The organism is Mycobacterium sp. TH-M106 (assembly GCF_057473765.1).
Window position 1 is genome coordinate 1 of sequence record NZ_JBYCLE010000202.1, and the last position, 26,521, is coordinate 26,521.

At 63.4% G+C, this 26,521-nt stretch carries 30 protein-coding genes and 1 pseudogene; 12 read left to right on the forward strand and 19 right to left on the reverse strand.

From position 1 onward, the window contains the following. Positions 1 to 274 (reverse strand): FAD-binding protein (locus tag AC2VOP_RS07065; protein ID WP_486960297.1); only part of this gene is annotated, 274 nt, incomplete at its 3' end. A gap of 220 nt (positions 275 to 494) precedes the next feature. On the opposite strand from AC2VOP_RS07065, the gene AC2VOP_RS07070 reads away from it, so the two are divergent. The 4 genes from AC2VOP_RS07070 (at position 495) to AC2VOP_RS07085 (ending at position 5,676) form a co-directional block, all read left to right on the forward strand. After that, positions 495 to 1,781 carry a glycosyltransferase gene (locus AC2VOP_RS07070; RefSeq protein ID WP_486960298.1) on the forward strand — a complete coding sequence of 429 codons (1,287 nt, stop codon included), beginning with the start codon at positions 495 to 497 and terminating at the stop codon, positions 1,779 to 1,781. A 15-nt stretch (positions 1,782 to 1,796) separates the two neighbouring features. Further along, the gene (locus tag AC2VOP_RS07075; protein ID WP_486960299.1) at positions 1,797 to 3,071 is read left to right on the forward strand and encodes a glycosyltransferase; all 1,275 of its coding nucleotides are present in this window, start codon (positions 1,797 to 1,799) and stop codon (positions 3,069 to 3,071) included. A gap of 139 nt (positions 3,072 to 3,210) precedes the next feature. Beyond that, a complete protein-coding gene (locus tag AC2VOP_RS07080) occupies positions 3,211 to 4,593 on the forward strand; it encodes a nucleotide sugar dehydrogenase (RefSeq protein WP_486960300.1) in 1,383 nt (460 codons plus the stop codon). Between the two features lie 12 nt (positions 4,594 to 4,605). Continuing rightward, positions 4,606 to 5,676, forward strand: a complete 1,071-nt coding sequence (locus AC2VOP_RS07085; protein ID WP_486960301.1) for an NAD-dependent epimerase/dehydratase family protein — start codon at positions 4,606 to 4,608, stop codon at positions 5,674 to 5,676. Here the strand turns inward: AC2VOP_RS07085 and AC2VOP_RS07090 are convergent. The 5 genes from AC2VOP_RS07090 to AC2VOP_RS07110 form a co-directional block, all read right to left on the reverse strand. After that, complete coding sequence (locus AC2VOP_RS07090) at positions 5,623 to 6,285, reverse strand: RES family NAD+ phosphorylase (protein WP_486960302.1); 663 nt, start codon at positions 6,283 to 6,285, stop codon at positions 5,623 to 5,625. The genes AC2VOP_RS07085 and AC2VOP_RS07090 overlap by 54 nt on opposite strands. Further along, complete coding sequence (locus tag AC2VOP_RS07095) at positions 6,270 to 6,863, reverse strand: DNA-binding protein (RefSeq protein ID WP_486960303.1); 594 nt, start codon at positions 6,861 to 6,863, stop codon at positions 6,270 to 6,272. The genes AC2VOP_RS07090 and AC2VOP_RS07095 overlap by 16 nt, the downstream gene beginning before the upstream one ends. A 135-nt stretch (positions 6,864 to 6,998) precedes the next feature. Further along, on the reverse strand, positions 6,999 to 7,715 hold the full coding sequence (locus tag AC2VOP_RS07100; RefSeq protein WP_486960324.1) for a zeta toxin family protein: 717 nt from the start codon (positions 7,713 to 7,715) through the stop codon (positions 6,999 to 7,001). Between the two features lie 150 nt (positions 7,716 to 7,865). Then, complete coding sequence (locus AC2VOP_RS07105) at positions 7,866 to 8,324, reverse strand: winged helix-turn-helix domain-containing protein (protein ID WP_486960304.1); 459 nt, start codon at positions 8,322 to 8,324, stop codon at positions 7,866 to 7,868. A gap of 125 nt (positions 8,325 to 8,449) precedes the next feature. Then, a complete protein-coding gene (locus tag AC2VOP_RS07110; protein ID WP_486960305.1) occupies positions 8,450 to 9,388 on the reverse strand; it encodes a GAP family protein in 939 nt (312 codons plus the stop codon). Between the two features lie 25 nt (positions 9,389 to 9,413). On the opposite strand from AC2VOP_RS07110, the gene AC2VOP_RS07115 reads away from it, so the two are divergent. Continuing rightward, positions 9,414 to 10,706, forward strand: coding sequence for a glycosyltransferase (locus tag AC2VOP_RS07115; protein WP_486960306.1), 1,293 nt, complete (start codon positions 9,414 to 9,416; stop codon positions 10,704 to 10,706). A gap of 10 nt (positions 10,707 to 10,716) precedes the next feature. Here the strand turns inward: AC2VOP_RS07115 and AC2VOP_RS07120 are convergent, their stop codons facing one another. The 10 genes and pseudogenes from AC2VOP_RS07120 to AC2VOP_RS07165 form a co-directional block, all read right to left on the reverse strand. Then, positions 10,717 to 11,232 carry a GNAT family N-acetyltransferase gene (locus AC2VOP_RS07120; RefSeq protein WP_486960307.1) on the reverse strand — a complete coding sequence of 172 codons (516 nt, stop codon included), beginning with the start codon at positions 11,230 to 11,232 and terminating at the stop codon, positions 10,717 to 10,719. Continuing rightward, positions 11,233 to 11,502 carry a type II toxin-antitoxin system TacA family antitoxin gene (locus AC2VOP_RS07125; RefSeq protein WP_486960308.1) on the reverse strand — a complete coding sequence of 90 codons (270 nt, stop codon included), beginning with the start codon at positions 11,500 to 11,502 and terminating at the stop codon, positions 11,233 to 11,235. Between the two features lie 985 nt (positions 11,503 to 12,487). Next, positions 12,488 to 12,928, reverse strand: a pseudogene (locus AC2VOP_RS07130) (helix-turn-helix transcriptional regulator); the annotation flags it as partial. Positions 12,929 to 12,978: 50 nt separating this feature from the next. Beyond that, positions 12,979 to 13,230 carry a hypothetical protein gene (locus AC2VOP_RS07135; RefSeq protein ID WP_486960309.1) on the reverse strand — a complete coding sequence of 84 codons (252 nt, stop codon included), beginning with the start codon at positions 13,228 to 13,230 and terminating at the stop codon, positions 12,979 to 12,981. Positions 13,231 to 13,355: 125 nt separating this feature from the next. Beyond that, a complete protein-coding gene (locus AC2VOP_RS07140) occupies positions 13,356 to 14,057 on the reverse strand; it encodes a class I SAM-dependent methyltransferase (RefSeq protein ID WP_486960310.1) in 702 nt (233 codons plus the stop codon). A 376-nt stretch (positions 14,058 to 14,433) separates the two neighbouring features. Continuing rightward, positions 14,434 to 14,808: a hypothetical protein gene (locus AC2VOP_RS07145; protein ID WP_486960311.1), complete on the reverse strand. Its 375-nt coding sequence runs from the start codon at positions 14,806 to 14,808 to the stop codon at positions 14,434 to 14,436. Continuing rightward, positions 14,805 to 15,098, reverse strand: coding sequence for a hypothetical protein (locus tag AC2VOP_RS07150; RefSeq protein WP_486960312.1), 294 nt, complete (start codon positions 15,096 to 15,098; stop codon positions 14,805 to 14,807). The genes AC2VOP_RS07145 and AC2VOP_RS07150 overlap by 4 nt, the downstream gene beginning before the upstream one ends. A 122-nt stretch (positions 15,099 to 15,220) precedes the next feature. Beyond that, on the reverse strand, positions 15,221 to 16,348 hold the full coding sequence (locus AC2VOP_RS07155) for a glycosyltransferase family 4 protein (RefSeq protein ID WP_486960325.1): 1,128 nt from the start codon (positions 16,346 to 16,348) through the stop codon (positions 15,221 to 15,223). 95 nt (positions 16,349 to 16,443) lie between these two features. Next, entirely contained in the window at positions 16,444 to 16,644 is a 201-nt protein-coding gene (locus AC2VOP_RS07160) for a hypothetical protein (protein ID WP_486960313.1), read from the reverse strand. A gap of 117 nt (positions 16,645 to 16,761) precedes the next feature. Beyond that, entirely contained in the window at positions 16,762 to 17,613 is an 852-nt protein-coding gene (locus AC2VOP_RS07165) for a class I SAM-dependent methyltransferase (protein ID WP_486960314.1), read from the reverse strand. A 217-nt stretch (positions 17,614 to 17,830) separates the two neighbouring features. On the opposite strand from AC2VOP_RS07165, the gene AC2VOP_RS07170 reads away from it, so the two are divergent. Then, positions 17,831 to 19,105 carry a glycosyltransferase gene (locus AC2VOP_RS07170; protein WP_486960315.1) on the forward strand — a complete coding sequence of 425 codons (1,275 nt, stop codon included), beginning with the start codon at positions 17,831 to 17,833 and terminating at the stop codon, positions 19,103 to 19,105. Positions 19,106 to 19,224: 119 nt separating this feature from the next. Here the strand turns inward: AC2VOP_RS07170 and AC2VOP_RS07175 are convergent, their stop codons facing one another. Together AC2VOP_RS07175 and AC2VOP_RS07180 are read right to left on the reverse strand one after the other, a co-directional pair. Then, positions 19,225 to 19,599, reverse strand: coding sequence for a 2OG-Fe(II) oxygenase (locus AC2VOP_RS07175; RefSeq protein WP_486960316.1), 375 nt, complete (start codon positions 19,597 to 19,599; stop codon positions 19,225 to 19,227). Then, positions 19,523 to 20,035 carry a hypothetical protein gene (locus AC2VOP_RS07180; protein ID WP_486960326.1) on the reverse strand — a complete coding sequence of 171 codons (513 nt, stop codon included), beginning with the start codon at positions 20,033 to 20,035 and terminating at the stop codon, positions 19,523 to 19,525. Before AC2VOP_RS07180 ends, AC2VOP_RS07175 begins: the two co-directional genes overlap by 77 nt. A gap of 378 nt (positions 20,036 to 20,413) precedes the next feature. Between AC2VOP_RS07180 and AC2VOP_RS07185 the strand changes: the two genes are divergently transcribed. The 6 genes from AC2VOP_RS07185 (at position 20,414) to AC2VOP_RS07210 (ending at position 25,915) form a co-directional block, all read left to right on the forward strand. Continuing rightward, entirely contained in the window at positions 20,414 to 21,247 is an 834-nt protein-coding gene (locus AC2VOP_RS07185; RefSeq protein WP_486960317.1) for a class I SAM-dependent methyltransferase, read from the forward strand. A gap of 160 nt (positions 21,248 to 21,407) precedes the next feature. Further along, positions 21,408 to 22,397 carry a Gfo/Idh/MocA family protein gene (locus tag AC2VOP_RS07190; RefSeq protein WP_486960318.1) on the forward strand — a complete coding sequence of 330 codons (990 nt, stop codon included), beginning with the start codon at positions 21,408 to 21,410 and terminating at the stop codon, positions 22,395 to 22,397. An 83-nt stretch (positions 22,398 to 22,480) separates the two neighbouring features. Continuing rightward, positions 22,481 to 23,737, forward strand: coding sequence for a hypothetical protein (locus AC2VOP_RS07195; protein WP_486960319.1), 1,257 nt, complete (start codon positions 22,481 to 22,483; stop codon positions 23,735 to 23,737). Beyond that, positions 23,734 to 24,204 carry a hypothetical protein gene (locus tag AC2VOP_RS07200; protein WP_486960320.1) on the forward strand — a complete coding sequence of 157 codons (471 nt, stop codon included), beginning with the start codon at positions 23,734 to 23,736 and terminating at the stop codon, positions 24,202 to 24,204. Before AC2VOP_RS07195 ends, AC2VOP_RS07200 begins: the two co-directional genes overlap by 4 nt. After that, on the forward strand, positions 24,197 to 24,373 hold the full coding sequence (locus AC2VOP_RS07205) for a hypothetical protein (RefSeq protein ID WP_486960321.1): 177 nt from the start codon (positions 24,197 to 24,199) through the stop codon (positions 24,371 to 24,373). Before AC2VOP_RS07200 ends, AC2VOP_RS07205 begins: the two co-directional genes overlap by 8 nt. 15 nt (positions 24,374 to 24,388) lie before the next feature. Further along, entirely contained in the window at positions 24,389 to 25,915 is a 1,527-nt protein-coding gene (locus AC2VOP_RS07210) for a hypothetical protein (RefSeq protein ID WP_486960322.1), read from the forward strand. 223 nt (positions 25,916 to 26,138) lie between these two features. Here the strand turns inward: AC2VOP_RS07210 and AC2VOP_RS07215 are convergent. Further along, positions 26,139 to 26,521: GMC family oxidoreductase (locus tag AC2VOP_RS07215; protein WP_486960323.1), on the reverse strand; the 383-nt coding region annotated here is incomplete at its 5' end.

A 26,521-nucleotide genomic window follows, 5' to 3' on the forward strand; every position in this document is an offset into this window, starting at 1 on the left:
CTTCGATCTCATCGGTGCAGCGCCCGGCGCGAGCCAACGCGTCGTCGTGGGCCTGGGCGGAACGACACGCCAGCGGCTCGGCCAGCTCCGGCATCGCCGCGCGAATCGTGTCCGGCGCCCCGGGCAGCGTCGAGCGGCCCTTCTCCACGAACAACACCCGCCGCCCCGCACGGGCCAGCCGATAACCCAGCATCCCGCCGCCCATACCGGTACCCACAACAACCACGTCCCACACAACGCGTTCCGCCTCGCGCGCAGCCAGCCCGTCAGCCAAAACCGAACTCCTCTACACATGATGGGCCCGACCAGCGCGAATCGTGACCGTACCACCGCGTGCCAATGATAGGCATATTCCGGTACGCCCAGACGAGCGTCGAAAATCAGGGATAATGACCGACGCCGCAGACAGACCAAAACAGACCAAAACAGACCAAAACAGACCAAAACAGACCAAAACAGCCTGGTCTGCCACAACAGAAAGGCTCAGGCTCGCGATGAAGTTTGTGCTGGCGGCCTATGGAATGCGTGGCGATGTCGATGGCTGCGTTGTTGTCGGCCGTGAGCTGGCCCGCCGCGGGCACGACGTGCGCATGGCGGTGCCGCCCAACCTGGTCGGCATCGCCGAGGCGGCTGGGCTTTCGACGGTCGCTTACGGGCTGGATTCGGCGACCGTTCTGGATGCGCAGCGCAGCTACTGGACGTCCCTGTTGCGCAGACCCTGGAGGGTCGGGGACCTGAACCGGTCGGGGCGCGAAATCGGGGAGCACACCGCCCAGTGCTGGCAGGAGATGACGACGACGCTGGTGTCGCTGGCCGGCGGCGCTGACCTGCTGATCTCCGGTCCGCTTTTCGAGTCGCCGGTGGCCAACGTCGCGGAGTATTACGACCTTCCGTTGGCCGCGCTGCATTACATCCCGCTGCGGCCCAACGGCCAGCTGCTGCCATTCGTGCCGGCGCCGGTGGCCCGCAGGGTGATGACGGCGAACGACTGGCTGTCATGGCGCACGATGAGGAAGGTCGAGGACGGACAGCGCCGTGAACTGGGCTTGCCGCAGGCCGGCGGTCCCGCGCCGCGGCGGATCGCCGAGCGGAGATCGCTGGAGATTCAGGCCTACGACCAGGTGTGTTTTCCCGGGCTGGCAGACGAATGGGCCAAATTCGATGGCCGGCGGCCGTTTGTCGGCGCGCTGACGATGGAGTCGCCGGTAGATGCCGACGAGGAGATCGAGTCGTGGATTGCCGACGGGACACCGCCGATTTACTTCGGTTTTGGCAGCATAACGGTCGGGTCTGCCGCCGATACGCTGGCCATGATCGGCTCGGCCTGTGCGCAGTTAGGTGAGCGGGCGTTGGTCAGCGCCGGCGGGACCGACTTTGGACACGCCGCCGGGGCCGCCCGTGCCCCCCAGTTTGAGCACGTCAAGGTGGTAGGAGCGGTGAAGTACGCGACGATCTTCCCGGCCTGCCGCGCAGTCGTGCACCACGGTGGCTCGGGCACCACCAACGAGAGCCTGCGCGCCGGGGTCCCCACGTTGGTCCTGTGGACGTTGCCCGATCAGCCGCTGTGGGGGGCTACCGTCAAACGGCTGAAAGTGGGTACCTCCCGGCGCTTTTCGAGCACGACCGAGACATCGTTGGTCGCCGACCTGCGCCGGATCCTGGCCCCGCAGTACCGCACCCGGGCCCGCGAGATCGCCGCTCGGATGACCAAACCCGCCGACAGCGCTGCAGCCGCCGCTGATCTTGTCGAAAACTTCGCCCGCGTGCGCCGTGGTGGTTGATGCTGGGAGGTGCCGATGAAATTTGTGCTGGCTTTCTATGGAACCCGCGGTGACGCCGAGCCCGGTCTCGCCGTCGGGCGTGAGCTGCAGCACCGCGGGCACGACGTGAACATGGCCGTCGCACCCGACCTCATTGGCTTCGCCGAGTCGGCTGGGCTTGCGGCGGTCGCCTACGGACCTGATTCGCAAACGGCGCTGGCGCGAGATTTCGGAGCGAACCTCTTCAAGGATTTCCTGCGCGGCGGGTCGACGGTAAAGGATTTGACAAGGTTGTGGCGCGAATACCGGGCGTTCGTTTCCCAGTGCTGGGTGGAGATGACCACGACGCTGATGTCGCTAGCGGACGGGGCCGACCTGCTGTTCACCCACCAGATTTTCGAGGATGGCGCTGCCAACGTCGCGGAGTATTACGACATTCCGTTGGCCACGTTGCATTACTTCCCGATACGGGAGAACGGCCAGCTTCTGACGTCGTTGCCGGCGCCGCTGGGTCGCTTCGCGATGACGGTGTTCTGGTGGGTGTCGTCAAGCGTGTTCGGCAAGCTCGAGGACGCGCAGCGCCGTGAACTGGGCCTACCGAAGGCAACAGGCCCCGCGCCGCGACGGATCACCGAACGCGGAGCGCTGGAAATCCAGGCCTACGACCAGGTGTGCTTTCCTGGGCTCGCCGGCGAATGGGCGAAATTTGATGGTCAGCGGCCCTTTGTCGGCCCGTTGACGCTCCAGTTGCCGACGGCTGCCGACGAGGAGGTCGCGTCCTGGATTGCCGCGGGAACGCCGCCGATTTGCTTCGCTTTTGGAAGTATGTCGATAGATTCTCCAGCCGACATGCTTGCCATGATCGGCGCCGCCTGCGCGCAGTTGGGCGAGCGGGCTTTGGTATGCGCCGGCTCGACTGACTTCAGCGATGTCCCGCATTTCGAGCACGTCAAGGTGGTTGATGCGCTCAAGTACGTGGCGATCCTTCCAAGCTGCCGTGCGATCGTGCACCACGGCGGCGTAGGCACCACGGCAGCGGGCCTGCGCGCCGGAATCCCCGCATTGATCTGTTGGGCAGCGCCCGACCGGCGGATGTGGGGGGCTACGGTCAAACGGCTGAAAGTGGGTACCTCCCGGCGCTTTTCGAGCACGACCGAGAAATCGTTGGTCGCCGACCTGCGCCGGATCTCGGCCCCGCAATACCGCACCCGGGCCCACGAGATCGCCGCTCGGATGACCAAACCCTCTGACAGCGTTGCGGCCGCGGCCGATCTGGTCGAAGATTTCGCCCGCCGCGAGCGTGTCGGCTGATCGGCTGTGTCGAGTCCGTAACCGCTGCCTTTCAGGTCGATAGCACGCGTGTTGTACTAGGCTGGCCTGCGGGTGAGCCGGAGACGGTCCCGGCTTTCATTTCGCAGGACGCGCACCGGAACCTGAAGGGCTGGGATCTATGGCTGATGGCGTGTTCGGGCGCAGCGACGCCGAGATCGACCTGTTGGTGCGGGGCATGCGGTCGGGGATCGCGGTGGTGGGCTTTGGCTACATCGGCACGGTGATCGGTGCGGTGCTGGCCGATCGCGGCTGGCCGGTAACCGGGATCGACGTGCGGCAAAGCGTCGTCGACGAGATCAACCTCGGCAAGAGCACCGTGCCCGAGCCGGGGCTTTATGAGCTGGTGTCCAACAATGTCCGCGTGGGCCGGCTTGGTGCCACCACCGACTTCGGCGCCGTCGCCGACAATGACTTCGTCATCGTGACCGTCGGTACGCCGCTGGGTGCGGGCTTCGAGCCGATCGTCGACGACATCAAGGCAGCCGCGTACGCGGTGGGGGAGCATCTGCATGCCGGGCACCTGGTCATCCTCAAAAGCACGGTGCCCCCCGATGCCACCGAAAAGCTGGTTCAGCCGATCCTCGAGCAGACCTCGGGGCTGCGAGCCGGGGTCGACTTCGGGTTGGCGTTCTGCCCGGAACGGCTGGCCGAAGGTCAGGCCATCCAGGAGCTGACGTCGATCCCGATGGTCATCGGTGCTGTCGACGAGCGCAGCGCTCGTGCCTGCTCTGCCCTGTGGCGACACGCCCTGGGGGTGGACTGCATCGTCGTCGACGATCCGCGGACCGCGGAGATGGTCAAGCTCGCCGACAACCTCTGGATCGACCTGAACATCGCGCTGGCCAACGAACTGGCCAAGGTCTGTGACGGGCTCGGCATGGACGTGCTGCAGGTCATCGAGGCGGCCAACTCCATGCCGAAGGTCGGCCAGAAGGTGAACATTCTGCGGCCGAGCATGGGCGTCGGCGGCTACTGCCTGACCAAGGACCCGTGGTTCGTCAACCATCTGGGCGGCTCACTCGGGTTGGACCTGGCAATTCCGCGGACCTCCAGAAGTGTCAACGACACCATGCCCGCCTACACCTACGGGCTGCTCACCCAGCTCCTCGCCGATCAGGGCAAAGTGATTGGTACCAGCAGGATTGCGGTGCTGGGCATCGCCTTCAAGAACAACACCGGCGATTGCCGGCTCACCCCGACCAAGCCCGTCGTCGCCTTGCTCGAGGAGTCTGGTTGCAGTCTTTCGGTCCATGATCCGTGGGTGGCCGACGAAGAGGCCCGCACGGTGACCAACGTGCCGCTGACCGCGGACATCGAGTCAGCGGTCGAGGGTGCCGATGCGCTGGTGGTGCTCGCGGGGCATCGAGAGTTCCACCAGATCCCGCTGGCCCGGCTCGCCGACTTGGTGGCGGCTGGGTGCGTGTTCCTCGATGGACGCAACAGCTTCGATCCGGCAGCGGTGCGGGCCGCCGGCTTCGTCTACAAGGGCATAGGTCGATAAGAAAGGGCATTCATGTCCAATGTCGTCGTGACGGGCGGCTATGGCCTCATCGGGTCGCACTTGGTGTCGGCATTGCTGAACCGCGGGGACCGCGTCACGGTTTTCGACCTCGCCAAAGACACCCGCGACAGCGATATCGACTTCGACCGGCACCCCAACTTCCGGTTCGTGCGCGGCGACGTCACCGACCTGGCCGCGCTCGAAAGGGGCTTGACTCCCGACGTCGACACGGTCTTTCACCTGGCCGCAGTCGTCGGTGTCGAAAACTATCTCAAGGATCCGCTGCGGGTTCTCGACGTCAACGTGACCGGCACCCGCAACGTCCTCGAGCTGAGCCGTCGGCACGGCACCCGCGTGCTGTTCGCCAGCACTTCTGAGGTGTTCGGGAAGAATCCGAACCCACCGTTCGCCGAGGACGACGACCGCGTCCTCGGTTCGACAAGGACCGCGCGGTGGAGCTACAGCACCAGCAAGGCCATGGCCGAGCATCTCGTTTTCGCGATGCACGCGGCTTACGGGCTGCCGGTGACGGTGATTCGCTACTTCAACGTCTACGGCCCGCGGCAGAATCCGATCTTCTTGATTTCGCAGAGCATCCACCGGATCCTCAATGGCCGCCGGCCGTTGGTCTACGACTCGGGTGCCCAGACCCGGTGTTTCACCTACGTCGACGACGCCGTCGCCGGCACTCTGCTGGCATCGGAGAGCAGCGCGGCGATCGGAGAGGCCTTCAATATCGGCAGTATGACCGAGACGACTGTGGGTGACGCTGTCGCGCTGGCGATCAAGATCGCCAATGTCGACTCAGTCTCTGAGGCCGAACTCATCGACACCGCAACGCGTTACGGGGATCGCTACGAGGACATCCCGCATCGCATCCCCGATTCGACCAAGGCGCAGCGGGAGCTGGGATGGCGCCTGCAGGTCGACCTCGAGGAGGGAATCCGCCGCACCATCGATTGGGCGCGGGCCAACCCGTGGTACCTCGAAGGAGCTGCGAGACGCGGCGCGCAGGGTTTCGGCGTCGAATCAAACGACGCCATAGCCAAGACGTTTAGCGGCGCCGGCGATACGACCGGCTAGATCGGGATGGGCTAGCGGCAGCGATACTTTCGGCCGGGCCGGCATTGCTGATGCGGCCGGCGTGAACAGCGCCAGGCACGGGTCTCCGGCGAATCGGCTGTTGTAGCGTAGGCCGTCGAGGTCGGGGAATGCCTCGGTGATATGCCGGGCCCACTGCTGGGTCACGGCGTGCGGAGCTGTCGAGACGGCGAAGGTGCCGCCGACGCGCGTGGCCCATGCTCCCTGGCTGTCGGTGGCAAGATCGAGGACGGTGAGCGGGCGCGTGAAGGACATTCCGGTTAGGTATGGGCGCCGGCGTTCACGGTCAATCGTCCGGTCCACTTGGTAGGCCTCGCCCAGCGCGGCGCACGGGGTCGATGCCCCGTACCAGACGCCATACTGCTCATGGTCCCTTTTGGGGAGGGGATGGGGGTCGAACCGGAGCACCGGCCCGAAAGTGCGCAGCGCGTTCCACGCGAGGATGTGCTCGCCCTCGGTGCGGTGGACGCGCCACCAGATTTCGTCGACGCCGATCGCGCGCGTTTCGTCGTTGTTGATGCCCAGTGGTCGCAGTAGGTGTGGTGGTGGCGGTTCCGGCAGCATGGGGCCGACGGTCACGCCGTAGCCCATTCGCCGATTTCGATCAGCTCCAGGACGGGCTCGACGGATTGGCCATGCAGTAGCCACTCCCGCACCGACTTCGGTTGGCCGGCGATTCGCAGTTCGGGCTGGGGCGTCATGAGAAATCCGGCCACCGCGGTGGCGTGCAAGTCCCTGGCGAGCAAGGTGGGCAGCACCTCGTCGAGGCCACGGACCTGCTTGAGCTTCAGTGGCTGGTGCCGGTCGACGGATTCGAACTGAATCGCGGGGTACACCCACTTACCGCCGTCATCGATTGCCCATAGCGTGTGGGCGAGGCGGCGTTGCCGTACGCGGGAGTCGTTGACGCCCAGCCCTTCTCTGACCTCGGCGGCAGTGTAGGCGGTGCTGTACAAACGGGCCATGTGTGCGGTGACGTCGGCCGCGATCTCGGCATACGCTTCTGGATCTGCGGTGAAGCCGGCATCATCGAGCAGTCGGGCTTCGTTGGCGGTGAGTGTTGCCGCCCACGGCCGATGTGCGGGGAGTGTCTTGAGGGCTGCGATCAGGTCGGAGCGGTGCAAGTTAAAGCGGTCGAGCAGGAGGCGGTCGAGTTCATCTGTGGCCATCTCCACACACCTTTCAGAGTCATGCCACTAACGGTGACTAACGATTATAGATTATCGTTATCGGATCGGAAAGCGGTGGTCACCCTCGGCACTCGTCGTTGGGTCGGCATGGGTGCTGACCGGCAGGCTCAACAATCAAGGCGACCTGCGCACGCCGGCCTCGGCACTTTCGAATGGGTCGGAGTTGTCACGAGGATTGCGGCGGCCGACCACGCGGCGCCGGATTTCGCTGACCTCTTTGCCGGCAGTGTAGTAACGACCGCGGCGCTCCCCATGCGGGATGAGCAGGCCGTGGTTGGTCAGGGTCTGGAGATCACGGGTCGCGGTCGGCTCACTGATGGGATCGTCGCTTTGGCTTTGCAAGATCGCGCGATACACCGCGCGGCGGATCAGAGCTTGCTCGTGAGCGGCTGCCGGTCCGATGTCGAGCCCGTATACCTCGACGTCAGTGTAGGCGGAGTCGGCGAGCTCGCGAAAGATTCTCGGCCCCTGGCCATCCCAGGCTAGCGTGCCTTCGATCGCGACATTTTCCTTGCGGGTGATGCATATGCGTCGAATCTGGTCGGCCAGCTTCACAGATTCCAGGTGCACCAGCGCGGAAAGTTCACGGGGCGCCAATGCGTTTCCGTCGGCGAGAATCTCGGCGAGTAGATGATCGTAGATCCCGTCGTCGAGTGCCTTCTCGATGAGATAGTCCTTGATGATGTCCGCATCAATGAGGCGATAGGCGTCGAGATCGGCTATCCAGGCGTGGAGCATCGAGGTCTTTCCGGATCCTGGGGCACCAGCCGTAATGATCGCTGAGCGACCGTCGCGGCGCGGGTTGTCTCGGTCGAGGTACTTCTCGACGATGTGTTTGCGAAACGCTGCCCGGCCGACATCGGTGGCGTAGTGGCGTTGGGTGCATTCGGCAGCATCTTGATGGAGCGGCCCGCCTACCGCGGATCGTGCGGTGAGTTATTCGGCGACCTTGGCGCGCAGGCTATCTCCGTGTGCCACTGCCTAGATGCTGTTGAGGTGACGCGTGGCCAAGGCTTGGAACTCGTCGTCACTGAGCAAGCCGCGGTAGAAGGCCATCTCGATATCATCCCAGTCACCAGTGGTGTAGGCATCGGTGGCAACGCCGTCGATGCGGACCACGCCACCGAAGGAGTATTTCCAGTTCAGCAATCTATCCATCATCTCGTGGTCATCAATCATCCCGGCGGCACGGCGGTCGATGATCTCCGCGGGTGTCTCATCGAGCAGCGACGGATCCTCGGTCAGCCGACGAAGGATGCGTTGCACCGTGGCCTGCGAATGGATGCCCACGCTGTCGCTGATCTGTCGCTGCGACAGTCCCGCGTGGTTGGCGGCCTGATAGATCGCGCGTTCGAGTTCACGTTCATCGATACGTTGGCGGGCAGCTTTGGCTGCCAGCCGCCTCTGAGCGGTGGTCACATCGACCATTTTGGTTGGCATAGCTTCGACACCTCCGCGATTCATTTTGAATCACCGTCGAGTGTACAGTCACCGCGCGCTCCGCACCACACTGTTCGACGTGCCGTTCGCGCAACAGGATGCCAGCCCGACGGGGTGCGCTGCGCTTAACCGATGCCGTGCAGGCCGTAGGCCAATATCGCGGCCCCGACCACGGCGATCATGGCGATCAGGACCACCCGGCGGTGAGCTAAAACCCGGTTGTGCACCCGTTGCAGCACCGCTTGGGTTTTCGCTGGCGCGACCAGATGACTGACGAGGATGATCTCGACAACCGCGAACATCCCGACGACCCACGCGATGGCGAAGCCGATCTGCGTGCCGATCGCGGCACCCGAGGCCATGATGGTCGTGAGCACCAAAAGAACCGTCAACGGTGGCGGCCCGGAGGCGCTGCCGAGCAGGAACGCGGGCCAGGAAGATCCGTCTTCCCACGCCTTGCCGGCGCGGCGGCGCAGCCGCCGGAGTGCCGAGCCGCCCTCCGCCGGCGCATCCTGCCCGCTGCCCGGCGGTGAGATTGCGGCCGGTGTATTCGAGTCCGCCACCAGGGTCGACTTGGCGCCAGTCGGGATCAGCAGCTGCGCTCGCTGACGTGCCCGGAGGCGGACTGCCATCAGCGCGGCGATCGATAGCACAAGCACACCTATGCCGATTTGAACGAAGCGGACGATGGGGTTCGAGAGGGTGGCCGGGGTAGCAAATTTTTCCGCGAAAGACCTAAAAGCTGGTGTGATGTGCAGCAGCGTCAGCGGACCCAGCATGTAGGGCACACTCGCTGACATGGCGCCGACCCAGTAGGCGAGCAGGCTCGACAGGGGCCGCGGCCGGGAGATCAGCAATAGGACGAGGCCCAGACGCACCGGATCGAGTGCTAGCACAAACGCTAGGACCAGCACCGGGCTCCACATGGCCGGAACACTACCTTGTCGGTTCTTGGCCGTGGGCTCCTCTGGGCCATTCCTTGGGTTTGCCGCTTTGGGCTCCCGGCGCGCCAGTCGAAGAACCAGGGACAATAAACCGCTGCCCCTGACGTTGCCTATGCGCACGACAACCGAAAGACTAGGGTCCGTGATGAAATTTGTGCTGGCAGCCTATGGAATGCGTGGCGATGTCGAACCATCGGTTGTTGTCGGCCGTGAGCTGGCCCGCCGGGGCCATGACGTGCGGATGGCCGTCCCGCCCAACCTGGTTGGCTTCGCCGAGGCGGCCGGGCTTGCCGCGGTCGCCTACGGACTGGATTCGCGGGCGCTTGTGGACGTGCAGCGCGACTACTGGACGTTGTTCTTCCGCAAACCGTGGAGGAACAAGGATCTGGACAGGTTGGGGCGCGAAATCTCCGAGTTCGTCACCCGGTGCTGGACCACGGAGACGACGGCGACGCTGACGTCGCTGGCGGACGGGGCTGACCTGCTGATCGCCGGTCTGGGTTTCGAGCAGTTCGCTGCCAACGTCGCAGAGTATGACGACCTGCCGTTGGCCACGCTGCATTTCCTCCCGATGCGGGTCAACGGCCAGGTCCTGCCGCTTCTGCCGGCGCCGTTGGGCCGTTCTGCGATGGCGGTCTGGGAGCGGCTGTCTTGGGGCGGTGCGGTGAAGGAGGTTGAGCAGGCGCAGCGCCGTGAACTGGGTCTGCCGCCGGCAACCGCCCCCTGGCCGCGGCGGATCGCCGAACGCGGATCGCTGGAGATCCAAGCCTATGACCAGGTGTGCTTTCCCGGCCTGGCAGCCGAATGGGCCAGATGGAATGGCCAGCGGCCCTTTGTCGGGACGCTGACGCTGGAGTCGCCGACCGATGCCGATGCCGAGGTCGCCTCGTGGATTGCCGCGGGAACACCGCCGATTTTCTTCGGCTTCGGCAGCATACCGGTGGGATCTGCTGCCGATACGCTGGCCATGATCGGCTCGGCCTGCGCGCAGTTGGGTGAGCGGGCGTTGGTCAGCGCCGGCGGGACGGACTTCGGCCACGTCGGCCATGCCCTTCATGGCCCCCAGTTCGAGCACGTCAAGGTCGTGGACGCGGTGAATTATTCGGCTGCCTTTCCGGCCTGCCGCGCGGTCGTGCACCATGGCGGCGCGGGTACGACGGCCGCGGGCCTGCGCGCCGGAGTCCCCACGTTGATCCTGTGGACGTTTTTCGATCAGCCGCTCTATGGAGCTGCGGTCAAACGATTGAAGGTGGGCACCGCGCGGCGCTTTTCGACGACGACCGAGAGATCGCTGGTCGCCGACCTGCGCCGGATCCTGGCCCCGCACTACCTCACTCGGGCCCGCGAGCTCGCCACCCGGATGACCAGACCCGCCGACAGCGTTGCGGCCGCCGCTGACCTGGTGGAAGATTTCGCCCGCCGCAACGCCACAAGCTGAATCCGGCCTCTCAGAGTTGGGCGAGGGTCGCGGTGATGTCTTTGGTCAACAGGTAGAGGTCGAGATTTGTCGAATCCTCGGAGTCGAACGGCACGAAGCCGAATCGCTGCCACCAGTTGAAAGCGGCGGGGTTGAGTGCAGTGGCGACAACGGCTTGACACGCTGCCTTGAGGTTCAGTTCGGCCGCGGTCGCAAGGATGTGCTTCACCATGTGGGTGCCGAGTCCAAGTCCGGTGACGTGCGTGTCGGTGGCCAGTCGACCGACAAGCAGCGCGGGAACGTGCGTCGGGGCACCCTTCGCCAACGGAGCCGGGCTAGCGGCTCGATCCACCCAAGTCATCGACAAGGCTGTGTAATAAACCAACCTATGGCCGCGATCGGCAATGACCCACACTGCCGCGGTGTTGCCGCGTCGGTTCTGGCCCGCATAGCGGCGCAGCCACTCGTCGAGAGACGGCTCGCCCGAGGTGAATCCCTCGCGCTGATGCTTTTCCGGGTCCAGCAGCGTCGGCCGATAGAACTGCACTCAGTCCAGCCAGCTGAACTTCTGTGGGCGCTGCAATGCAGCCGCCAGCCGCTCGTTCACCCGCGCCGGACGGTTAAGTGCTTCCGTGAACGCGGCTGCCGCGTCGGGCGACAGATGGATGGTTCGTCGTTCGGCTAGCAGGTCGTCAGCAGCCTGACTAGCGGCCTTTAGTACGAATGCCGACACACTCAAGTGCGCCTCGTTGGCAGCCTCCTCCAGCCGACGCTTCGACACCGCATCGACACGCAACTGCAGACGGTCATCTTTCATGATAGACGTGTACTCACAATGGCAGTACTCCCGGACTTATCAAGCGATATGCAATCGGCACCGTTCACTGCGCCCGGGCCACGTGCACGCTTCTTCGCCCGGCGATCTGTCAACATGGGTTGACCGAGGCCTAAGGATGTCCCGACTCCTGTTGGGTGCACACCGATCACGTTGACCGTCAGATCTGGCCGGTGCTTGTCCGCTATTTCGCGTACCCGTAGGGAGAGAAGCTCTCCCAACCCTTTCCTGCACTCCACAGCAGCACCCTCCGAGAGTACGCCGGTGCCAGCCAAACGTGCGTGATGTAGTCCGGAACGGGCGGTGGCTCGGGCGGGAGCAATCCTTCTCCGAACATCAGTTCCGAAGTGATGCCGAACGGCAGGGCGCTGTCGTGAAGCGAAATGAACAGGTGGCGTTCGTCAGCGTCAGCCTCGGCGAGTTTGCGGAAATGCGAAGGAATATGCGAGCTTTCGAAGGCTTTACCGAGCTCGGCGGCAAAGCCCGACATCGACGGTTCGGCGACACCAGCTCCTGACGCCGGCACCACCGTTGCGCCGGTGTCCTTCGCCGGCAGGCCTGGGTAACCCTCCATGGTGGATTTCGACTGTGCGAGCCATCGCAGGTCGGGATCCGCTGACGGCTCCCAACCCATCCGGCCGGGATCCGGTTCGTCGGCCGCTTCACAGAGCAGGATGATTTTCCCGTAGGTCGCTTTGAGCCGTTTGAGGTCCTCGGCAGAACCAACCTCGATTCTCCAATGCCACTTACCGGGAAGAGCCCATCTGTGGTTGTCGCGGGCAAGCAGACTCGCGGTGCAAAGCGCACCCCTGGCCGCCAAGTTAGTCACCTCGAACGCTGCCTTGCGACCGTCACGAAGTGTCAACATCGCATCCACGGCGCCCTGGCGGCCGCCAACATCCCAGGCTTCGGCGACTGCGCCGAGGGCTCGCTCTGCGATCAGACAGGCTTCCCGTTCTTGCCTTTCCAAGCGCTGCAACCCACTCCGAGGCCGGCCCGCCCTGCGCTCCCATTCCTCGTTGAACTTGCGCACTGCGGCGGCGTCCCACACCGCACCGCCACGTAATTCGGCGAGCGGCGCTGGGAACGCAGAGTTCTGGCGTAACTGGTGTACACGCTGTCGGCGGACGCCGAGTTCGTCGGCGATCTCCGCGGCGCTCATCAGCTCAGGCATCGTTGGCGCCTCTGCGCGACGCGCATGCTCGAGCTCGGTGACGACCTCAAGGCCGACTGGCGGTCCGGACTGGACCACATGGGCGACCTCGTTGATCGTCTTGTTGATCGCATCGAACATGGTCAGATCGCCGGGCACATAGACCGTGACATCAACGACGCCGCGGGCTGGGATCCGCGCAACCGATGCGTCGAAGCTTTCCAGCCTCGACTCCCACTCATCCATCGTCTCCATGGAGGGGTCGACGTCGAACGTGAACGTGATGACCCAGTAGCTGGTGTTCGTCACCTCGCGTCTCCCTTCTTTCGTTGCGCACGTTGTTCCTTCTTGCTCGGCGCCGGCCACGGCAGCCCCGCCTTCTTCAGTGCCACCACGAGGTCTCGCTGCCGCCGGTACGGATTGCTAGGCGTGGCCGGGTAGCTGGTGATGTAGACGCCCTGAGGGTCGTAGAACCGGGTATAGCCCTTCGAGTCGTCAACAACCGTCCATCCCTGCGACCGTGCCCACTTCGCGATGTCTGCGATGTCACTGTTCATGACCCCCGATTCCCTTGCGGATCGTCAAGAGTATCAGAAAACATGAACCATCGTCAATGGTTTTTTATTGTTGGGACGCTGGGCGGTCTACTGGGCCGTGTCGCCCTGTCCGTGGCTGTTGGAATCTAAGGACGTCCGCGCGTGTCGATGAGCCGGGCGATGGACTCCCAGTCGTTCGGAAAACGGTTGAGCATCTCGTCTTTCCGTCCGTCGAGCACTCCGACGTCGAGCGACAGAAATTCATCGAGGATCTCGTGCTGACGCTCGGCAAGGACACGCGATTGCGGGTCCAGATTCTGCACGATCCCGAGCCCTGTTGGGCGCACACCGATTACGTTGACCGTCAGATCTGGTCGGTATTTGTTCAATATGAGAATCAAGCGCCAGATGTCTCCGCTCCAGAACCACGAAACCCGTTCGCGGGCGGCGCTCGTCGCATCGATCGGGTACACGTCGTGGATCAAGATGATGGAGTCCGCAGAGCAGCACGTTTCCACGTTGATGAAATCCCGCAGGGCGAACTCGAGCTGGTGCAGGCCGTCGATGAAGGCGAGGTCCAAGGTCTTGCCGCCCAACTCGGAAATCACATCGCACTGCTCGAAAAATTCGTCGCTGGTCTGCTCGAAGACCCGCTGACGGGGTCCGAGGGGCTTTCGCAGGCGCGGGTTCGGGTCGACTCCGAGCGCAAGCGTTTCTGGCCTGACGATTTCGAACGAGACACCCTGATCGATGCCGATCTCCAGGTAGGTGGCCGGCTTCAGGTGTTCATGGATGCGGGCCAGAACCCGCAGATAATCCTCGCCGGGGAACTCCAGTTCCGCCAGCATATGGTGCGCTCCGAGGTGTGCTACTGAATAGTCCGCGGTTTGCAGAGCCGCATGACACAGCTCCGCCGCGCGTTCGGGTCGACCCAGGAGTCGCTGGAAGCGGGCGCGGCGATACAGCCGTCGTGCGGTTGGGGTAGCTACCATGGCTCTCTTGTCGTCGTCGCCAGTCCCGCCGGCGTCGGTGTGCTACGTGGTCGGGAGGTCATACTATCTGCTTGGCTCGACAGCAGGCCGTCGCCTGCGGCGCACCGCGAACGAGCGGGCGAGACGGCGGCGCAGCCGCTGCTGGAATCCAACGCGCCGCCACCTGCCCGACGCTAATGGCGCGCTGTCCTCCACCCGGCGGCCATGAAGATCCGTCTCAGCAAGGGAGCGGCTACTGCGAGCGCCGGTCGTCTTCGTGTTCGCCCGGGTGGAGGCGCTGGACCGCCAGGCGGTAGATCGTGTGTTCCTCTCGGACGCCGATGGCGATGATGCCGCGCGTGGCGGTATTGATGTCGGTGTAGATCACCCGGAATCGGCGGGTTGGACTGCCCGAGACATCGAACTTCGCGCTGGCCAGGCCGGTGAGGTTGCCACTGACGTGTCGTTGACCGAGTGCCTTGCCGGTGATTCGTCCGTGCGCCAAGTCGTCGAGGGCGGCTCGGGCCGCATCGACGACGTTGGCACCATAAGCCGCAAGAGCAAGCAGGTCGGCAGCGACGTCCGGATGAGTGATGAGCCGGTATCGGGCCGGATGGTTCGACGTCACGCGGGCTTGTGCCCAGCCGCCCCCTCGGCGGCTTGGCGCAGCGCTGCGTGTAGCTCGTCCTCGTTCAGCCACGGGCGCCGATCGGCCAGTCTTCGTTGAGCCAGTTCGAGATCCAGCTCGTCCTCGGCATACGCGAGGAGCTTCTCCCAAATCGCGATGGGTACAAGCACAGCCTGCGTGCGGCGGTGCGAGCCGAAGAACACCGGCTCGGTGTCGCCCTCGTCGAACCGCCTAGTGATCTTTCCGAGAGCAGCCCGGACCTCGCTCGTGGGGACCACGTCTTGCGCCATAGTTCGAGCGTACCGGAATTTGTACAAATTTCAGGTGGAAATCTCTGCTGATGGATTCGTGACCAGGCGCCTGTTACGGCCGTCGCGGCCGGAATCCCGGCCCGACGACAGGGTCTTTCACATCAACACAGGCCAAGGATGGCGGCGAGGTTATCGCCGTAGCGGCGGTCACGTCGGAAGCGCTGTGACGTTTCCACCGCACGACAAGCGAGGCTGCGCCGCAGATCCTCGTCGGCCTCAAGCGCCATCAGGTTGGCTGCCAATGCCTGGGCGTCGCCGACGGGGCTGAGCAGGCCGTTGACTCCTGGATCGATGATCTCCGGGGTGCCGCCCGCGTTCGTCCCGCACACCGGCAACCCTGCGCGCATCGCCTCCACGGTCACCAGACCGAACGCCTCGCAGTCGCTGCACATGAGGCCGACGTGGGCGGCAGACCAGTAGCGTCCGACGTCGCGGGTTGGCCCGTGAATGGTCACGAGGTCCTCGACGCCTAGGCGTTGAGCAAGCTTGCGGACTGGTTTGTGGTTGCCGGCACCGACGAGCGTTAACTCGATGTCGACCCCGGCCTTCCGGGCAAGAGCAACAGCCTCGACTGCAAGGTGTTGTCCCTTGGATTGAGCGAAATGACCGACGAGCACGGCTCGCATGGGCTCGCCCGGGTGCCGCTCCGGCGGCGTGCCCGGTGGGGCGTCGACGACCGGGTAGACGACATGCGTCCTCATCTTTGGATCGACCGCGAGCAGGGCCTGCTCGACTGCGTGCGAATTGCAGATCACCGACTCCGACAACTTCCCAACCAACTGGATGCTCCTGCGGTAGCCCAACAGGAACCGCAGCCTATGGTCGTCTCTTCCGAACTCGTGGGCCATCCAATAGTGCGGGATGCCAAGCAGTTTGGCAGCGAACGCATGCGACGGAATGAGGATCGTGTTGCTGAACACCATCGTCGGACGCCATCGAACAAGCAGCACCACTGCTTGCACGATGCCTACAAGGACAAGCGCGCCGCGGGGAAGCGCGGCGATGAGCGCCTCGACGCGCGGCGCGCGCCACCGCTCCAGAAAAGCCCACGGCGGTACCCAGGCCATCTTGGTCTGGGCGCCGTATCGAGCGCACTCGGCCGCCAGGCTTCCCTTCCACGGGTAGACGGTGACAAGATCTAGGTCCGGCCGCTTTTCTCGGAGCGCCGCGACGATGTCACGAAATACGGCTGCGGCCCCTCCACCCAAATTGCCGTAGTTGGAGACCATCACCACCCGGGGGACAGGGCTCCGTTTGCGTGAAGCGTCGACCCCGCGAAGCCGGGTTCGCAGGCGGCTGCGCCCGGCGATAGCCATTCGTGTCATCACCTCGGCCCGTTGGTTTCCGCCAACCGGAAAACCGGGTGCTTGGCCGCTTCATCGACGAACGCCGTGTCCGGGTCGTCGGGACCGGCGTCGAAGTAGGGGCGAGTGACGGCGACTGCCCGAACGTAGTGGTGCAGCCCAGCCGGCATGATGCCGTTGACCGCGCGTCGTACCGGACCCAGCCGATAGTTGCGTGCCATGACGGCATCCTGCCATGCGCGCAGCGCCTACGACGGCTCACCCCCGCGTCCGCGGGTGTGCCAGCGTTCGGGACGCGCCAATGGGAGTCGGGACAGCAGCACGGCCGTCGGATGTGTTTATCGATAAACGGCGCTCGGCACCTTTCGGCGTCCTTCCGCGCGGTGGATTAACGCTATCGAGTCGTAAAACTCGATCTTCTCGATGAGCGTCGTCGCAAGGGGGACGGAGCACTCGAGCACTCGGTGCGGGTCACCTACGCCGAAGTGGTGATTGCCTTTTGTCTGGTAGTGCGCATGCATCGCGTCGATAAGCGACTTCGTGAAATCGACGAATGTCATAGGACTGTCGCGCCAGGGCTTTCGATAATTCGCTTCGATGTCTTCGACTATGTAGATGCCACCCGAGGTCAATCCGTTTGGGAACAGGTAGCGGAACGTTTGCACCATGTGCGATGTCATATGGCTGCCGTCATCGAGAATCACGTCGAAAGGGCCGAGCTCCGTCACGACGCTGTGGAGGAAGGAGATGTCCTGCTGGGCGCCGATGCGCACGTGCAGCCGCTGCGAAGGCTGGTCGAACCACCGAGTTTGCGGGTTGATGTCGATGCCGACGATCACCGACTCTGGATGGAGATATCGCCGCCACATCTGCATCGAGCCCCCACGATCGACGCCGATCTCCATCATCCGTATAGGCCGTGAACGAAATGCGGACAACGCCGACTCATAGACGGGTAGATAGTGCAGGAACTTGTAGACGTTTGGAGTCGAAAAGAAATTCGACGCCATTTCGCCATCGGGGGGCGGTCCGTCGGATGCCACCCACCTCACCTCGGCGCCGAGCTCTGGGCCGAGGGCCGCCAGCATACGGGGCCTGTCGCGCCAGGGGTAGCGCCGCTTCACGAAGGGCGGTCGCAGCGAAGGCGAAAGGCTAACGCCAATCGAAAAGTCGCGGATGCGCTTCGTCAATCCGAGAACCACCTGCCTAGAGAGGTCGGCCGCTTTGGCCGAGAGATCACCATATCAGCGCATACGACGGCACATTCGGAAAACAACTCGTCATGGGGGTGGTCACACCTGGGGGAGACCAACCTGGGGCTGGATGGCCTTTGTGTCGGATCTGACATAATGACCGATACTCCTGACGTTACGTGCACGCACGGCAAGCGAAAGGCTAAGGTCCGCGGTGAAATTTGTGCTGTCGAGCTATGGGACTCGCGGTGAGGTCGAGCCCTGCGTCGCCATCGGCCGTGAACTGCTGCGCAGGGGGCACGACGTGTGCATGGCCGTCCCCCGTGACCTGGTTGGCTTCGTCGAGTCGGCTGGGCTTGCGACGGTCGCCTACAGGCTGGATACGCAGACACAAATTGAGAAATACCTCCACTTGTGGAGGCATTTTTATTTCTCCCGCAACCTCTGGAGGATCCGGGACCTGTACAGGGTATGGCGCGAACTAGGGGAGATCGGTACCCAGTGCTTGGCGGAGACGAGCACGACGCTGATGCCGCTGGCAGACGGGGCCGACCTGCTCCTTACCGGCGTGAATTTCGAGCAGCCGGCGGCCAAGGTCGCGGAGTATCACGACATTCCGTTGGCCACACTGCATTACTCCCCGACACGGGCCAATGGCCAGATCCTTCCGACCCTGCCGTCGCCATTGATCCGCTCCGCGATGACCGCACTCGAGTGGCTGGTTTGGCGGCTGACGAAGCAGCTCGAGGACGCGCAGCGCGGTGAACTGGGCCTGCCAGAGACAATAGCCCCCTATTCACGACGGATGGCCGAGCGCGGATCGCTGGAGATCCAGGCCTACGACGAGGTGTACTTCCCCGGGCTGGCAGCCGAATGGGCCAAATGCGGTGGCCGGCGGCCCTTTGTCGGCGCGCTGACGATGGAGTTGCCAACCGATGCCGATCAGGAGGTCTTGTCGTGGATTGCCGCGGGAACACCGCCGATTTTCTTCGGCTTCGGCAGCATGCTCGTCGAATCTGCTGCCGACACGCTCGCTATGATCGGCGCGGCCTGCGCGCAGTTGGGCGAGCGGGCGTTGGCTTGCTCCGCCGGGAGCGACTTCAGCAACGTCGCACACTTCGACCATGTCAAGGTGGTGGGCACGGTGAACTACGCGGACATCTTTCCGTCCTGCCGCGCGGTCGTGCACCACGGTAGTACGGGCACCACGACCGCAGGCCTGCGCGCCGGAGCCCCTACGCTGATCCTCTGGACGATACGTGATCAGGCGATCCTGGGAGCTGCGGTCAAACGACTAAAGGTGGGCACTGCCCGGCGTCTTTCGACCACGACCGAACAATCGCTGGTTGCGGATCTGCGCACCATCCTCGCCCCGCACTACCTCACCCGGGCCCGTGAGCTCGCCGCCCAGATGACCAGGCCCGCCGACAGCGTTGCGGCGGCCACTGATCTGGTGGAAGATTTCGCCCGCTCGAGACGTGTTGGCTGATCGGCGAAGCCGGCCATCGGGTGGTCGGCACTACCCAACTCTGGCCGCTTGCCTCGGCTGGGTTGATGGGATCGCTGCCGGGCTGGAGAGAAGTCGCCGGCGGATGGCCAGAGTCGTCTTCAGCCCGACCCCACGTTGGGGTTCACCCTATGCGCCCAGATGCTGATGATGCGGCTTACGTTGAGCAGGCCGCGGTAGACGAGCAAGCGCGCCTTCCTGGCGACGCGTTTTTGCTCTCCATGCTCCCTCCAGTAGGTTGTCTCGTCACCGCTGAAGTTGTCGGTCTCAGCAGCCGTGTAGTAGTAGAGAGCTACCGATCGCCGCCACTTGCCTTCAGCGATGGGCACCGGAAACCCGTGCACCGACTGGTCATCGGTCCGGAAGATGACTACTCTTCCCCAGTCCGGCACGATCGTCTTAAGAACCCTGCCCTGTGTGTCGCACAGTGAAAGGCAACCGCCGTCCTGCAGCGACCAGTCGTCGTTCAGGTACACGAGGATGTTGACGCGTCGGTATAAGGTTCAGGGCGCGGTAGTAGTGGAAGTCGGTATGGGGACTGAGGATGCCACCGGGACCGCTCAGGTGTAGGCCTCCCCCTTCCAGGTAGGGGTCCGGGAGTAGCTGCTTGATGCCGGTGATTTGTTCGAGCACCGCCAGGAACCGCGGTCCGGGGAGCTCCCTGATGAGGGCTCTGAACGGCTCCGGGATGCGCTCGATATCAAAGCAGAACCGCTTGTTCTGCTGGTAACGAATGGCATACTCGCTCCACCAGGGCCATGAGATGTCGGGAAAAACGCTGGCCGCCGTGGGAGGAAGGCGCAGAAGGTCGTCAACCACCAGATGCTGGAATGGCTCGGCCGCCTCGAATTCACGCCGCAGCTCTGACGCGTTGCGCTCGAGTTCTTCTACATTGAAAACAGCATCTGCCATGGTGCACCTCCCATGCCATCGGCGCGGAGCCGCTTGTTCCGTCGGTCGGTAATGGTAGGCGAACTCGTTCCACCAGGAGCCATAAAGCGCCTGGGTCTTCAGCGCTCCAGCCCGGCGGCGGTGCCATCAACTCATGCTGAGGCAAGCGGCCAGAGTTAGGCGGTGCCGACCACCCGACGGCCGCCTTAGCCGATCAGCCAACACGCCATGCGCCCGTAACCACACCGCCTGAGTCTCCTGCTCGATCTCTCCGGTTGACGCGGGTCAAGTGCTAGCATCGCGCCGTGGCTGGACGCGGGAACGCGGCTCAAGCCGTTGCCGCCGAACACGGGTGCATGACAGAATGCGAGAGATGCAATGGGTATTCGTAGAACCTTAATGGAGTTCAAGCCGGCCTACATGGCGTTCGCTGCATGTCAATATCCTTTGCATCAGGCGCTGCTCGCATTAGCAGAACTTCGTGACCGGAGGCGTAGTACAGGTGGTACCGATTCGACGACGGACGAGCCTGTCCCGCCAGCTAAACTGCGATGGCGTGTCGTCGGGAGCCTGAATGAAGCTGGGTACATGAAAGGAGGGAAAATAACTGCGCAAAGCATTCAGGACTTGTGCAAGATTGCAGGTCGCGACTTTTATAGTTTTACGGATATTCTAGATTTCGGAAGTGGTTGCGGCCGGGTCATTCAAAATTTTCGCCATCGACCTAGTTCATGCACTCTATATGCGACAGATATTGACCCGGACTTGGTGAATTGGGGCAAGAGCAACTTACCTGATATTCAGTGGAGCGTAAATGGATATGAGCCACCACTGCCGTTCAACGACAACCTATTTGACTTGATCTACGGTGTATCTGTTTTTACTCACCTCGACGAAGATTTTCAACACGCATGGCTTCGCGAGCTTCACCGCGTCACGCGACCCGGAGCAAGTCTCATTCTGTCGGTACAGGGTGAATATACTATGGGATGGCTTCGCAAGGACCGTTCCTATTCGAACGAGGTTGACGAGCGGGGGTTTCTATTTGTTAGCTTGTCAAAAGGAAGGCTTAAACTCGATGGACTGCCTGATTTTTATCAGGCCGCCTACCATACAAAGGAGTACATTTATAATGAGTGGTCGTCCTATTTTGAGATAGTGGACTATATTGAACGTGGGATGAGTAATGTCCAAGATGCGGTGGTGCTACGAAAGCCCTTGAATTGTTCGTAGTGGGTCTTGTCGAAGCCTTGTCAATAGTGCCGCATCACCAACACCTGGTCAGGTGGGTTAGCTAGCCGCGACATTGTTCCCGTGTGGGCCCGTAACCACAGCGCCTGAGTCCTGCTCGGATCTCTCCGGGTGACCATGGTCAAGTGCTAGCATCGCGCCCGTGGCTGGACACGGGGATGCGGTGCGGATCGGCATCTTGGGTGCAGCCCGCATCGCACCGTCGGCACTGGTCAAACCGGCCCGGGGGAACAGCGAGGCCGTGGTGGCCGCGGTGGCCGCGCGCGATGTCTCCCGTGCTCGGGCTTTTGCCGCCAAACACGGCATCGGTCGGGTGCACGACAGCTACGAGGCGCTGATCGCCGATCCAGACCTGGATGCTGTCTACAACCCGCTGCCGAACGGCTTGCACGGCAGGTGGACCAGAGCTGCGCTGGCCGCGGGCAAGCACGTGCTGTGCGAAAAGCCGTTCACTGCCAACGCAGCCGAGGCCCGCGAGATCGTCGACCTGGCCGCGGGGTCCGGCCGGGTTGTGATGGAGGCATTCCATTACCGCTACCATCCTTTTGCTTCACGCGTCGAGGAGATCATTGCCTCGGGTGAGTTGGGCGAGCTGCAGCGGGTGGAGACGGCCGTGTGCTTCTGGCTGCCGAAGTTCTCCGACATCCGCTACGATTACTCCCTTGCCGGTGGCGCGCTCATGGATATCGGATGCTATGCGGTCCACATGATCCGCACGTTCGGCGGTTCGACCCCGGAAGTCGTTTCGGCACAAGCGAAACTGCATGGTCCTCAACTTGACCGGGCCATGACGGCTGAGTTGCTGTTTGCGGGCGGGCACACCGGGCGGGTCCGCTGCTCGATGTGGTCGTCGGATCTGCCGCGGTTCAGCGCCAAGGTTGTTGGCGACCGCGGCGAGCTGCGGCTCAATCCGGTGATACCTTTCCAACGGTTCTCGGTCCGGTCGGGTGACGGCAAGCGTGTGGAGCGTTTTCCGCAGCGTGCCTCCTATGCGTATCAGCTTGACGCTTTCGCTGCGGCGGTGCTGCGCGGCGAACCGGTGAAGACGCCCCCGCAAGACTCGGTCGAGAACATGACCGTCATCGATGCGATGTATCGTGCTGCCGGCCTTCCGCTCCGCGAGCCGGCTTGAACGTTAATCCGTTCGCCCAGTAGGCACTTCGAGCGGGTGCGCCGTCTCGACAGATGAGGCGATAGATCGGGTCAGCTGGCGAAGTGCATCTGGTTGACGTGTTCGGCGACCCGCAACGCGTTGGCGGCGGCCCCTCCAGCGCCGGTTGGAAATCGGCCATGCGCTCGCAGGCAAGCTCCATGACGGCGACCGATGCACGTAACCCCAGACCCGCTGATTTAGAGCCAGCAGGGCTTGACACCTTGGCGATATTCACTAACTGCGCTATATTCACACCTGTTGTGAATATAGCGCAGATCCTGAATATCGAGGGTCCCCTAGAACGGGAGGTCCTCGGCATTCTCCGGGAGGTCCCCGGTGTGATGACCGAGCCCACTGTGGCCAGTCGCCAACGGCCAGATACCGTGGTGCGCGCTGGAGACGTGTCTCACGTTGTCGAGGTAAAAGCGCAGCGCGCGACGAACGCCGCTGGCGCCCGCCAGCTCATCGAATACGCCCGTCGCCTTCCGGACGACGTGCACTTGCTACTCGTGGCTCGAACCACGACAGAGGAGGCACGGCGCCTCCTGGAGGATGCCGGTGTGGCTGTCATCGACGCTCAAGGCAACATGCGCGTCGAGCTCCCTGGAATGTTCGTGTGGACAGAGGGGCGCCCAACACCCGCCACGCGCGAGAAGCAGGGCGAACCGCCAGTCAAACTCACCGGCAAGGCGGGAGTAGCCGCGCAGGCTCTCCTGCGTGAGCCGACGCGCTGGTGGCAGGTTCATGACCTTGCGGACGCTGCGGACATTTCGGTCGGCCTAGCACATCGTGTCTTCGCCCGCCTGGAGCGGGACCAACTCATCGACGTCGAAGGAGCCGGTCCCAAGCGCATTCGTCGTGTCGCTAACCCGACAGCGCTGCTAGACCTGTGGGCCGAGGAGATGCGTGATCGTCGCGTGATGCAAGTCCGTGCATTTCGCCTCGCACGTGACACACGCGCTCACGCAGGGATGCTCAGCGACCTCCTTACAGAAGCGAAGACCGATCACGCGGTGACCGGAGCAGCCGGCGCAGCACGGCTCGCTCCATTCATCACGTCAATTCCTGTCATCGACATCTGGATTACCGACACCGTTGTGCTCGCCGAGGCTGCGGAGGTCATCGGTGCGGAAATCGTTGACGAGGGCCACAACGTTCTGTTACGTCAAGCGGCGGGGGACGCGCCCCTCGTTTTCCGCACCGTGGTGGACAAAGTGTGGACGGTCAATCCGTTCCGGTTGTACTTCGACCTGCGCCAAGACCCGCGGCGGGGGCGCGAACAGGCGGACCGGCTCCGTGAGGAGGTCATCGGCTTTTGAGCAAGCACCACCAAAGCGACTACGACGAGGCCACGACAGCCCGCTGCGAACGGGCACTCGTCACACTGCTGGGCGATATCGGTTCGTGGCGCGACCACGTTTATCTCGCTGGCGGCCTCGCGCCCCGCTACATCGTCGGCAGTCTTCCCGAGGGCGCGCGGCCTCACGTCGGCACGACGGACATCGATCTTGTGATCGGGCTGGCGGTCGGGGACGAGATTGCCGAGGCGTATCGGACGCCCGACGAACAACCTGAAGAAGGCCGGATTCAGCGCGGAGCACTCATTCCGGTGGACAAAGGCCGTCGAGGGGCCAATTCGCCGCCCACTACGAGGCGAACAGCTGATCTGGTCGCGACCGGCCGTAGCCTGGGCCATGCGGCGCGCATCAGAATCTGTCGGTACAACCTGGTTATATGCCGTAAGCTCGAACAACGTCACCGGAGAGAGGGAAGATCTGATGCCTGAAGCGGTGCTGCCACTGCTGTCTACCGACAACACGACCGCACGACTGCCTTCCGATCCCAATGATCTGCTCAGCCCCGCAGAGCGGCAGAAGCTGAGCCAAGACCTCGCCAAACTTGCTGAGCTGCGGCGAGATGCGGAAACAGCTTCTGCGAGCCTGCGGTTGGCCTGACCGATCGGGCGAATTGTGCAGCTGAGGGATTGGAACGATCCCGATCCTGCTGAGGTTCATCATCCCACGACCGACGCCGAATGGGATGCGGTGCTGTCACGCTACCTGGGGTCGCTCAACGACGCACCGCTGAGACGCTGCGTCGAGGTGGCCCGCTCCCACAATGCGGCCACCGTGGTGGTTGAAACCCGTTATCTGGACATCGATTACCGCAGCGAGTTCTCGGCGTACTACTCACGCCAGTTCGCTGACGTCCCGGACTCTGCGCACCGCCTGCACTTCTTTGACAAGCAACTCGATCCGCAATCGCTGTGGCGGCTCGGCAGCGAACACGACTACATCGGCTACGTTGTCGTTCGTCCGGCATCGACGGGGCTGGTGTCTCGCGCCCTTCTTCCACCTCCCCGCGACCTTGCCTCGGCGGTGCGCACCTCGGTGACCGAACCGGTGAATTTCTTCGGCCAGCAACTGCACGTCCGTGGTGTGCCGTTCGCACAACAGGATGCCCAACTCGGTGCCTGCGCTCACACGGCAGCATGGATGTGCCACTTCACTGCGTACCTGCGTGGCGATACGGCGCGGCGCACGAAGGCGGACTTCTCGCTGAAGGCTGATGCCAGCTTGCACCCGAGCAGGGCCTTGCCGAGTGCCGGTCTCACGGTGACCCAACTCAGCGAACTGTTTCGCACATTCGAGCTTCCAGCGATGTACTACCTTGTCGGCGAACTGCCCAGTCCCCAGCTGCCGTGGCAACCGCCTGATCCTGTGCCGCCAACGGCCCCACCCGGCACACCCCAGCCCGCACCGGGATCGTGGGACCATCGGATTGTCCCTGTCGCATGCCGACATCTGAACTCAGGAAACCCCGTCCTGGTCGGCACAAACAATCACGCCTTCGTCCTCTGTGGTTATCGTCGGACCAACCAGCCGCAGCTTGGCTGGATCGAGTTCATCCGCCACGACGATCAGGTCGGCCCCTATCTCGTCGTCCACGACGTCCTCAATGACGTGGACCGACGAACGGGCAAAAGCTATGGACCGTGGCGCACAATGCACGTCCCAGTATCGGACAAGCTCTGGTTGGCTCCCGAAGCCGCTGAGCGCAAAGGTGGACAATATCTTCTCAACGCCTCAAATCAGATCGCGAGCGCCACAACAGATCCCCTCCCGTTCACGCCGGTTCAGGATCTCATCAATGCCGGCCAGATTGCCCTGCGCACCTATGCAATTCGCTCCAACGAGTTCAAAGCCAATCTGGACGCCCGAGCGGTTCCAGCTGCGATCCAACGCGAGTACCGGCTGGCCCGCCTGCCGCGATTCATCTGGGTGGTGGAAGCCGTCGACCGACGGCTACGCCAAGCCGGCGCACCGTGCGTCGTGGGTGAGGCGGTCCTTGACGCGACTTCGTCAGATCATGCGCCAGCGGAGATTGCGCTTCACGTCCACGGAGTGATGTGGCTTCAACAGACCGGCGGTGAAGTCCGCTTCCCGATCACTGGAGGTGTCGAGCCTTACATCAGCGGCGGTGTCGGGAACCCGTAGCTGCATCCTCGACCCATCGAGGGCCCTGCGCAGCTCGTCGACCGTCGCGGCATACGTCGCGTCGGTGTCGCCGCGCCCGTCGTCGAAGTCGGCGCCCCCATAGCCCCAGCCGACCACCACGTGTCGAGGCCGAAGTGGGCAAACCGGCTTGAACGTTAATCCGTTCGCCCAGTAGGCACTTCGAGCAGGTGCGCCGTCTCGACAGATGAGGCGATAGATCGGGTCAGCTGGCGAAGTGCATCTGGTTGAGGTGTTCGGCGACCCGCAAGGCGTTGGCGGCGACCGTTAGGCTGGGGTTCAAACCGGCGCTGGACGGGAAGAACGAGCTGTCGACCACGTAGAGGTTGTCTATTTCGTGGGATCGGTTGTGCGGGTCCAGCACACTGGTTTTCGGATCGGTGCCGAAGCGGCAGGTGCCGCAGACGTGGCCCAGGGTCGTATTGTTTTTACCGGTGGCCACGGTGAGTGTGCGAAACGGCTTCAACACCTCTTTGACCTGCCGCAGAAACGCCGCGCGCCGCTCGATCTCACTGGCGTGCAGACGATACCGGATTCGCAGCCGCTGACGCCCGTCCACGCCGGGCCGATCATATGGCAGGACACGGT

What these genes read in the sequence shown, in the direction of transcription:
- AC2VOP_RS07070 (WP_486960298.1), top strand. Translation starts at nt 495, where the DNA reads ATGAAGTTTGTGCTGGCGGCCTATGGAATGCGTGGCGATGTCGATGGC.
- AC2VOP_RS07075 (WP_486960299.1), top strand. Translation starts at nt 1,797, where the DNA reads ATGAAATTTGTGCTGGCTTTCTATGGAACCCGCGGTGACGCCGAGCCC.
- AC2VOP_RS07080 (WP_486960300.1), top strand. Translation starts at nt 3,211, where the DNA reads ATGGCTGATGGCGTGTTCGGGCGCAGCGACGCCGAGATCGACCTGTTG.
- AC2VOP_RS07085 (WP_486960301.1), top strand. Translation starts at nt 4,606, where the DNA reads ATGTCCAATGTCGTCGTGACGGGCGGCTATGGCCTCATCGGGTCGCAC.
- AC2VOP_RS07090 (WP_486960302.1), bottom strand. Translation starts at nt 6,285, where the DNA reads ATGGGCTACGGCGTGACCGTCGGCCCCATGCTGCCGGAACCGCCACCA.
- AC2VOP_RS07095 (WP_486960303.1), bottom strand. Translation starts at nt 6,863, where the DNA reads ATGGCCACAGATGAACTCGACCGCCTCCTGCTCGACCGCTTTAACTTG.
- AC2VOP_RS07105 (WP_486960304.1), bottom strand. Translation starts at nt 8,324, where the DNA reads ATGCCAACCAAAATGGTCGATGTGACCACCGCTCAGAGGCGGCTGGCA.
- AC2VOP_RS07115 (WP_486960306.1), top strand. Translation starts at nt 9,414, where the DNA reads ATGAAATTTGTGCTGGCAGCCTATGGAATGCGTGGCGATGTCGAACCA.
- AC2VOP_RS07125 (WP_486960308.1), bottom strand. Translation starts at nt 11,502, where the DNA reads ATGAAAGATGACCGTCTGCAGTTGCGTGTCGATGCGGTGTCGAAGCGT.
- AC2VOP_RS07135 (WP_486960309.1), bottom strand. Translation starts at nt 13,230, where the DNA reads ATGAACAGTGACATCGCAGACATCGCGAAGTGGGCACGGTCGCAGGGA.
- AC2VOP_RS07140 (WP_486960310.1), bottom strand. Translation starts at nt 14,057, where the DNA reads ATGCTGGCGGAACTGGAGTTCCCCGGCGAGGATTATCTGCGGGTTCTG.
- AC2VOP_RS07150 (WP_486960312.1), bottom strand. Translation starts at nt 15,098, where the DNA reads ATGGCGCAAGACGTGGTCCCCACGAGCGAGGTCCGGGCTGCTCTCGGA.
- AC2VOP_RS07155 (WP_486960325.1), bottom strand. Translation starts at nt 16,348, where the DNA reads ATGGTCTCCAACTACGGCAATTTGGGTGGAGGGGCCGCAGCCGTATTT.
- AC2VOP_RS07160 (WP_486960313.1), bottom strand. Translation starts at nt 16,644, where the DNA reads ATGGCACGCAACTATCGGCTGGGTCCGGTACGACGCGCGGTCAACGGC.
- AC2VOP_RS07180 (WP_486960326.1), bottom strand. Translation starts at nt 20,035, where the DNA reads ATGGCAGATGCTGTTTTCAATGTAGAAGAACTCGAGCGCAACGCGTCA.
- AC2VOP_RS07185 (WP_486960317.1), top strand. Translation starts at nt 20,414, where the DNA reads ATGGAGTTCAAGCCGGCCTACATGGCGTTCGCTGCATGTCAATATCCT.
- AC2VOP_RS07205 (WP_486960321.1), top strand. Translation starts at nt 24,197, where the DNA reads ATGCCTGAAGCGGTGCTGCCACTGCTGTCTACCGACAACACGACCGCA.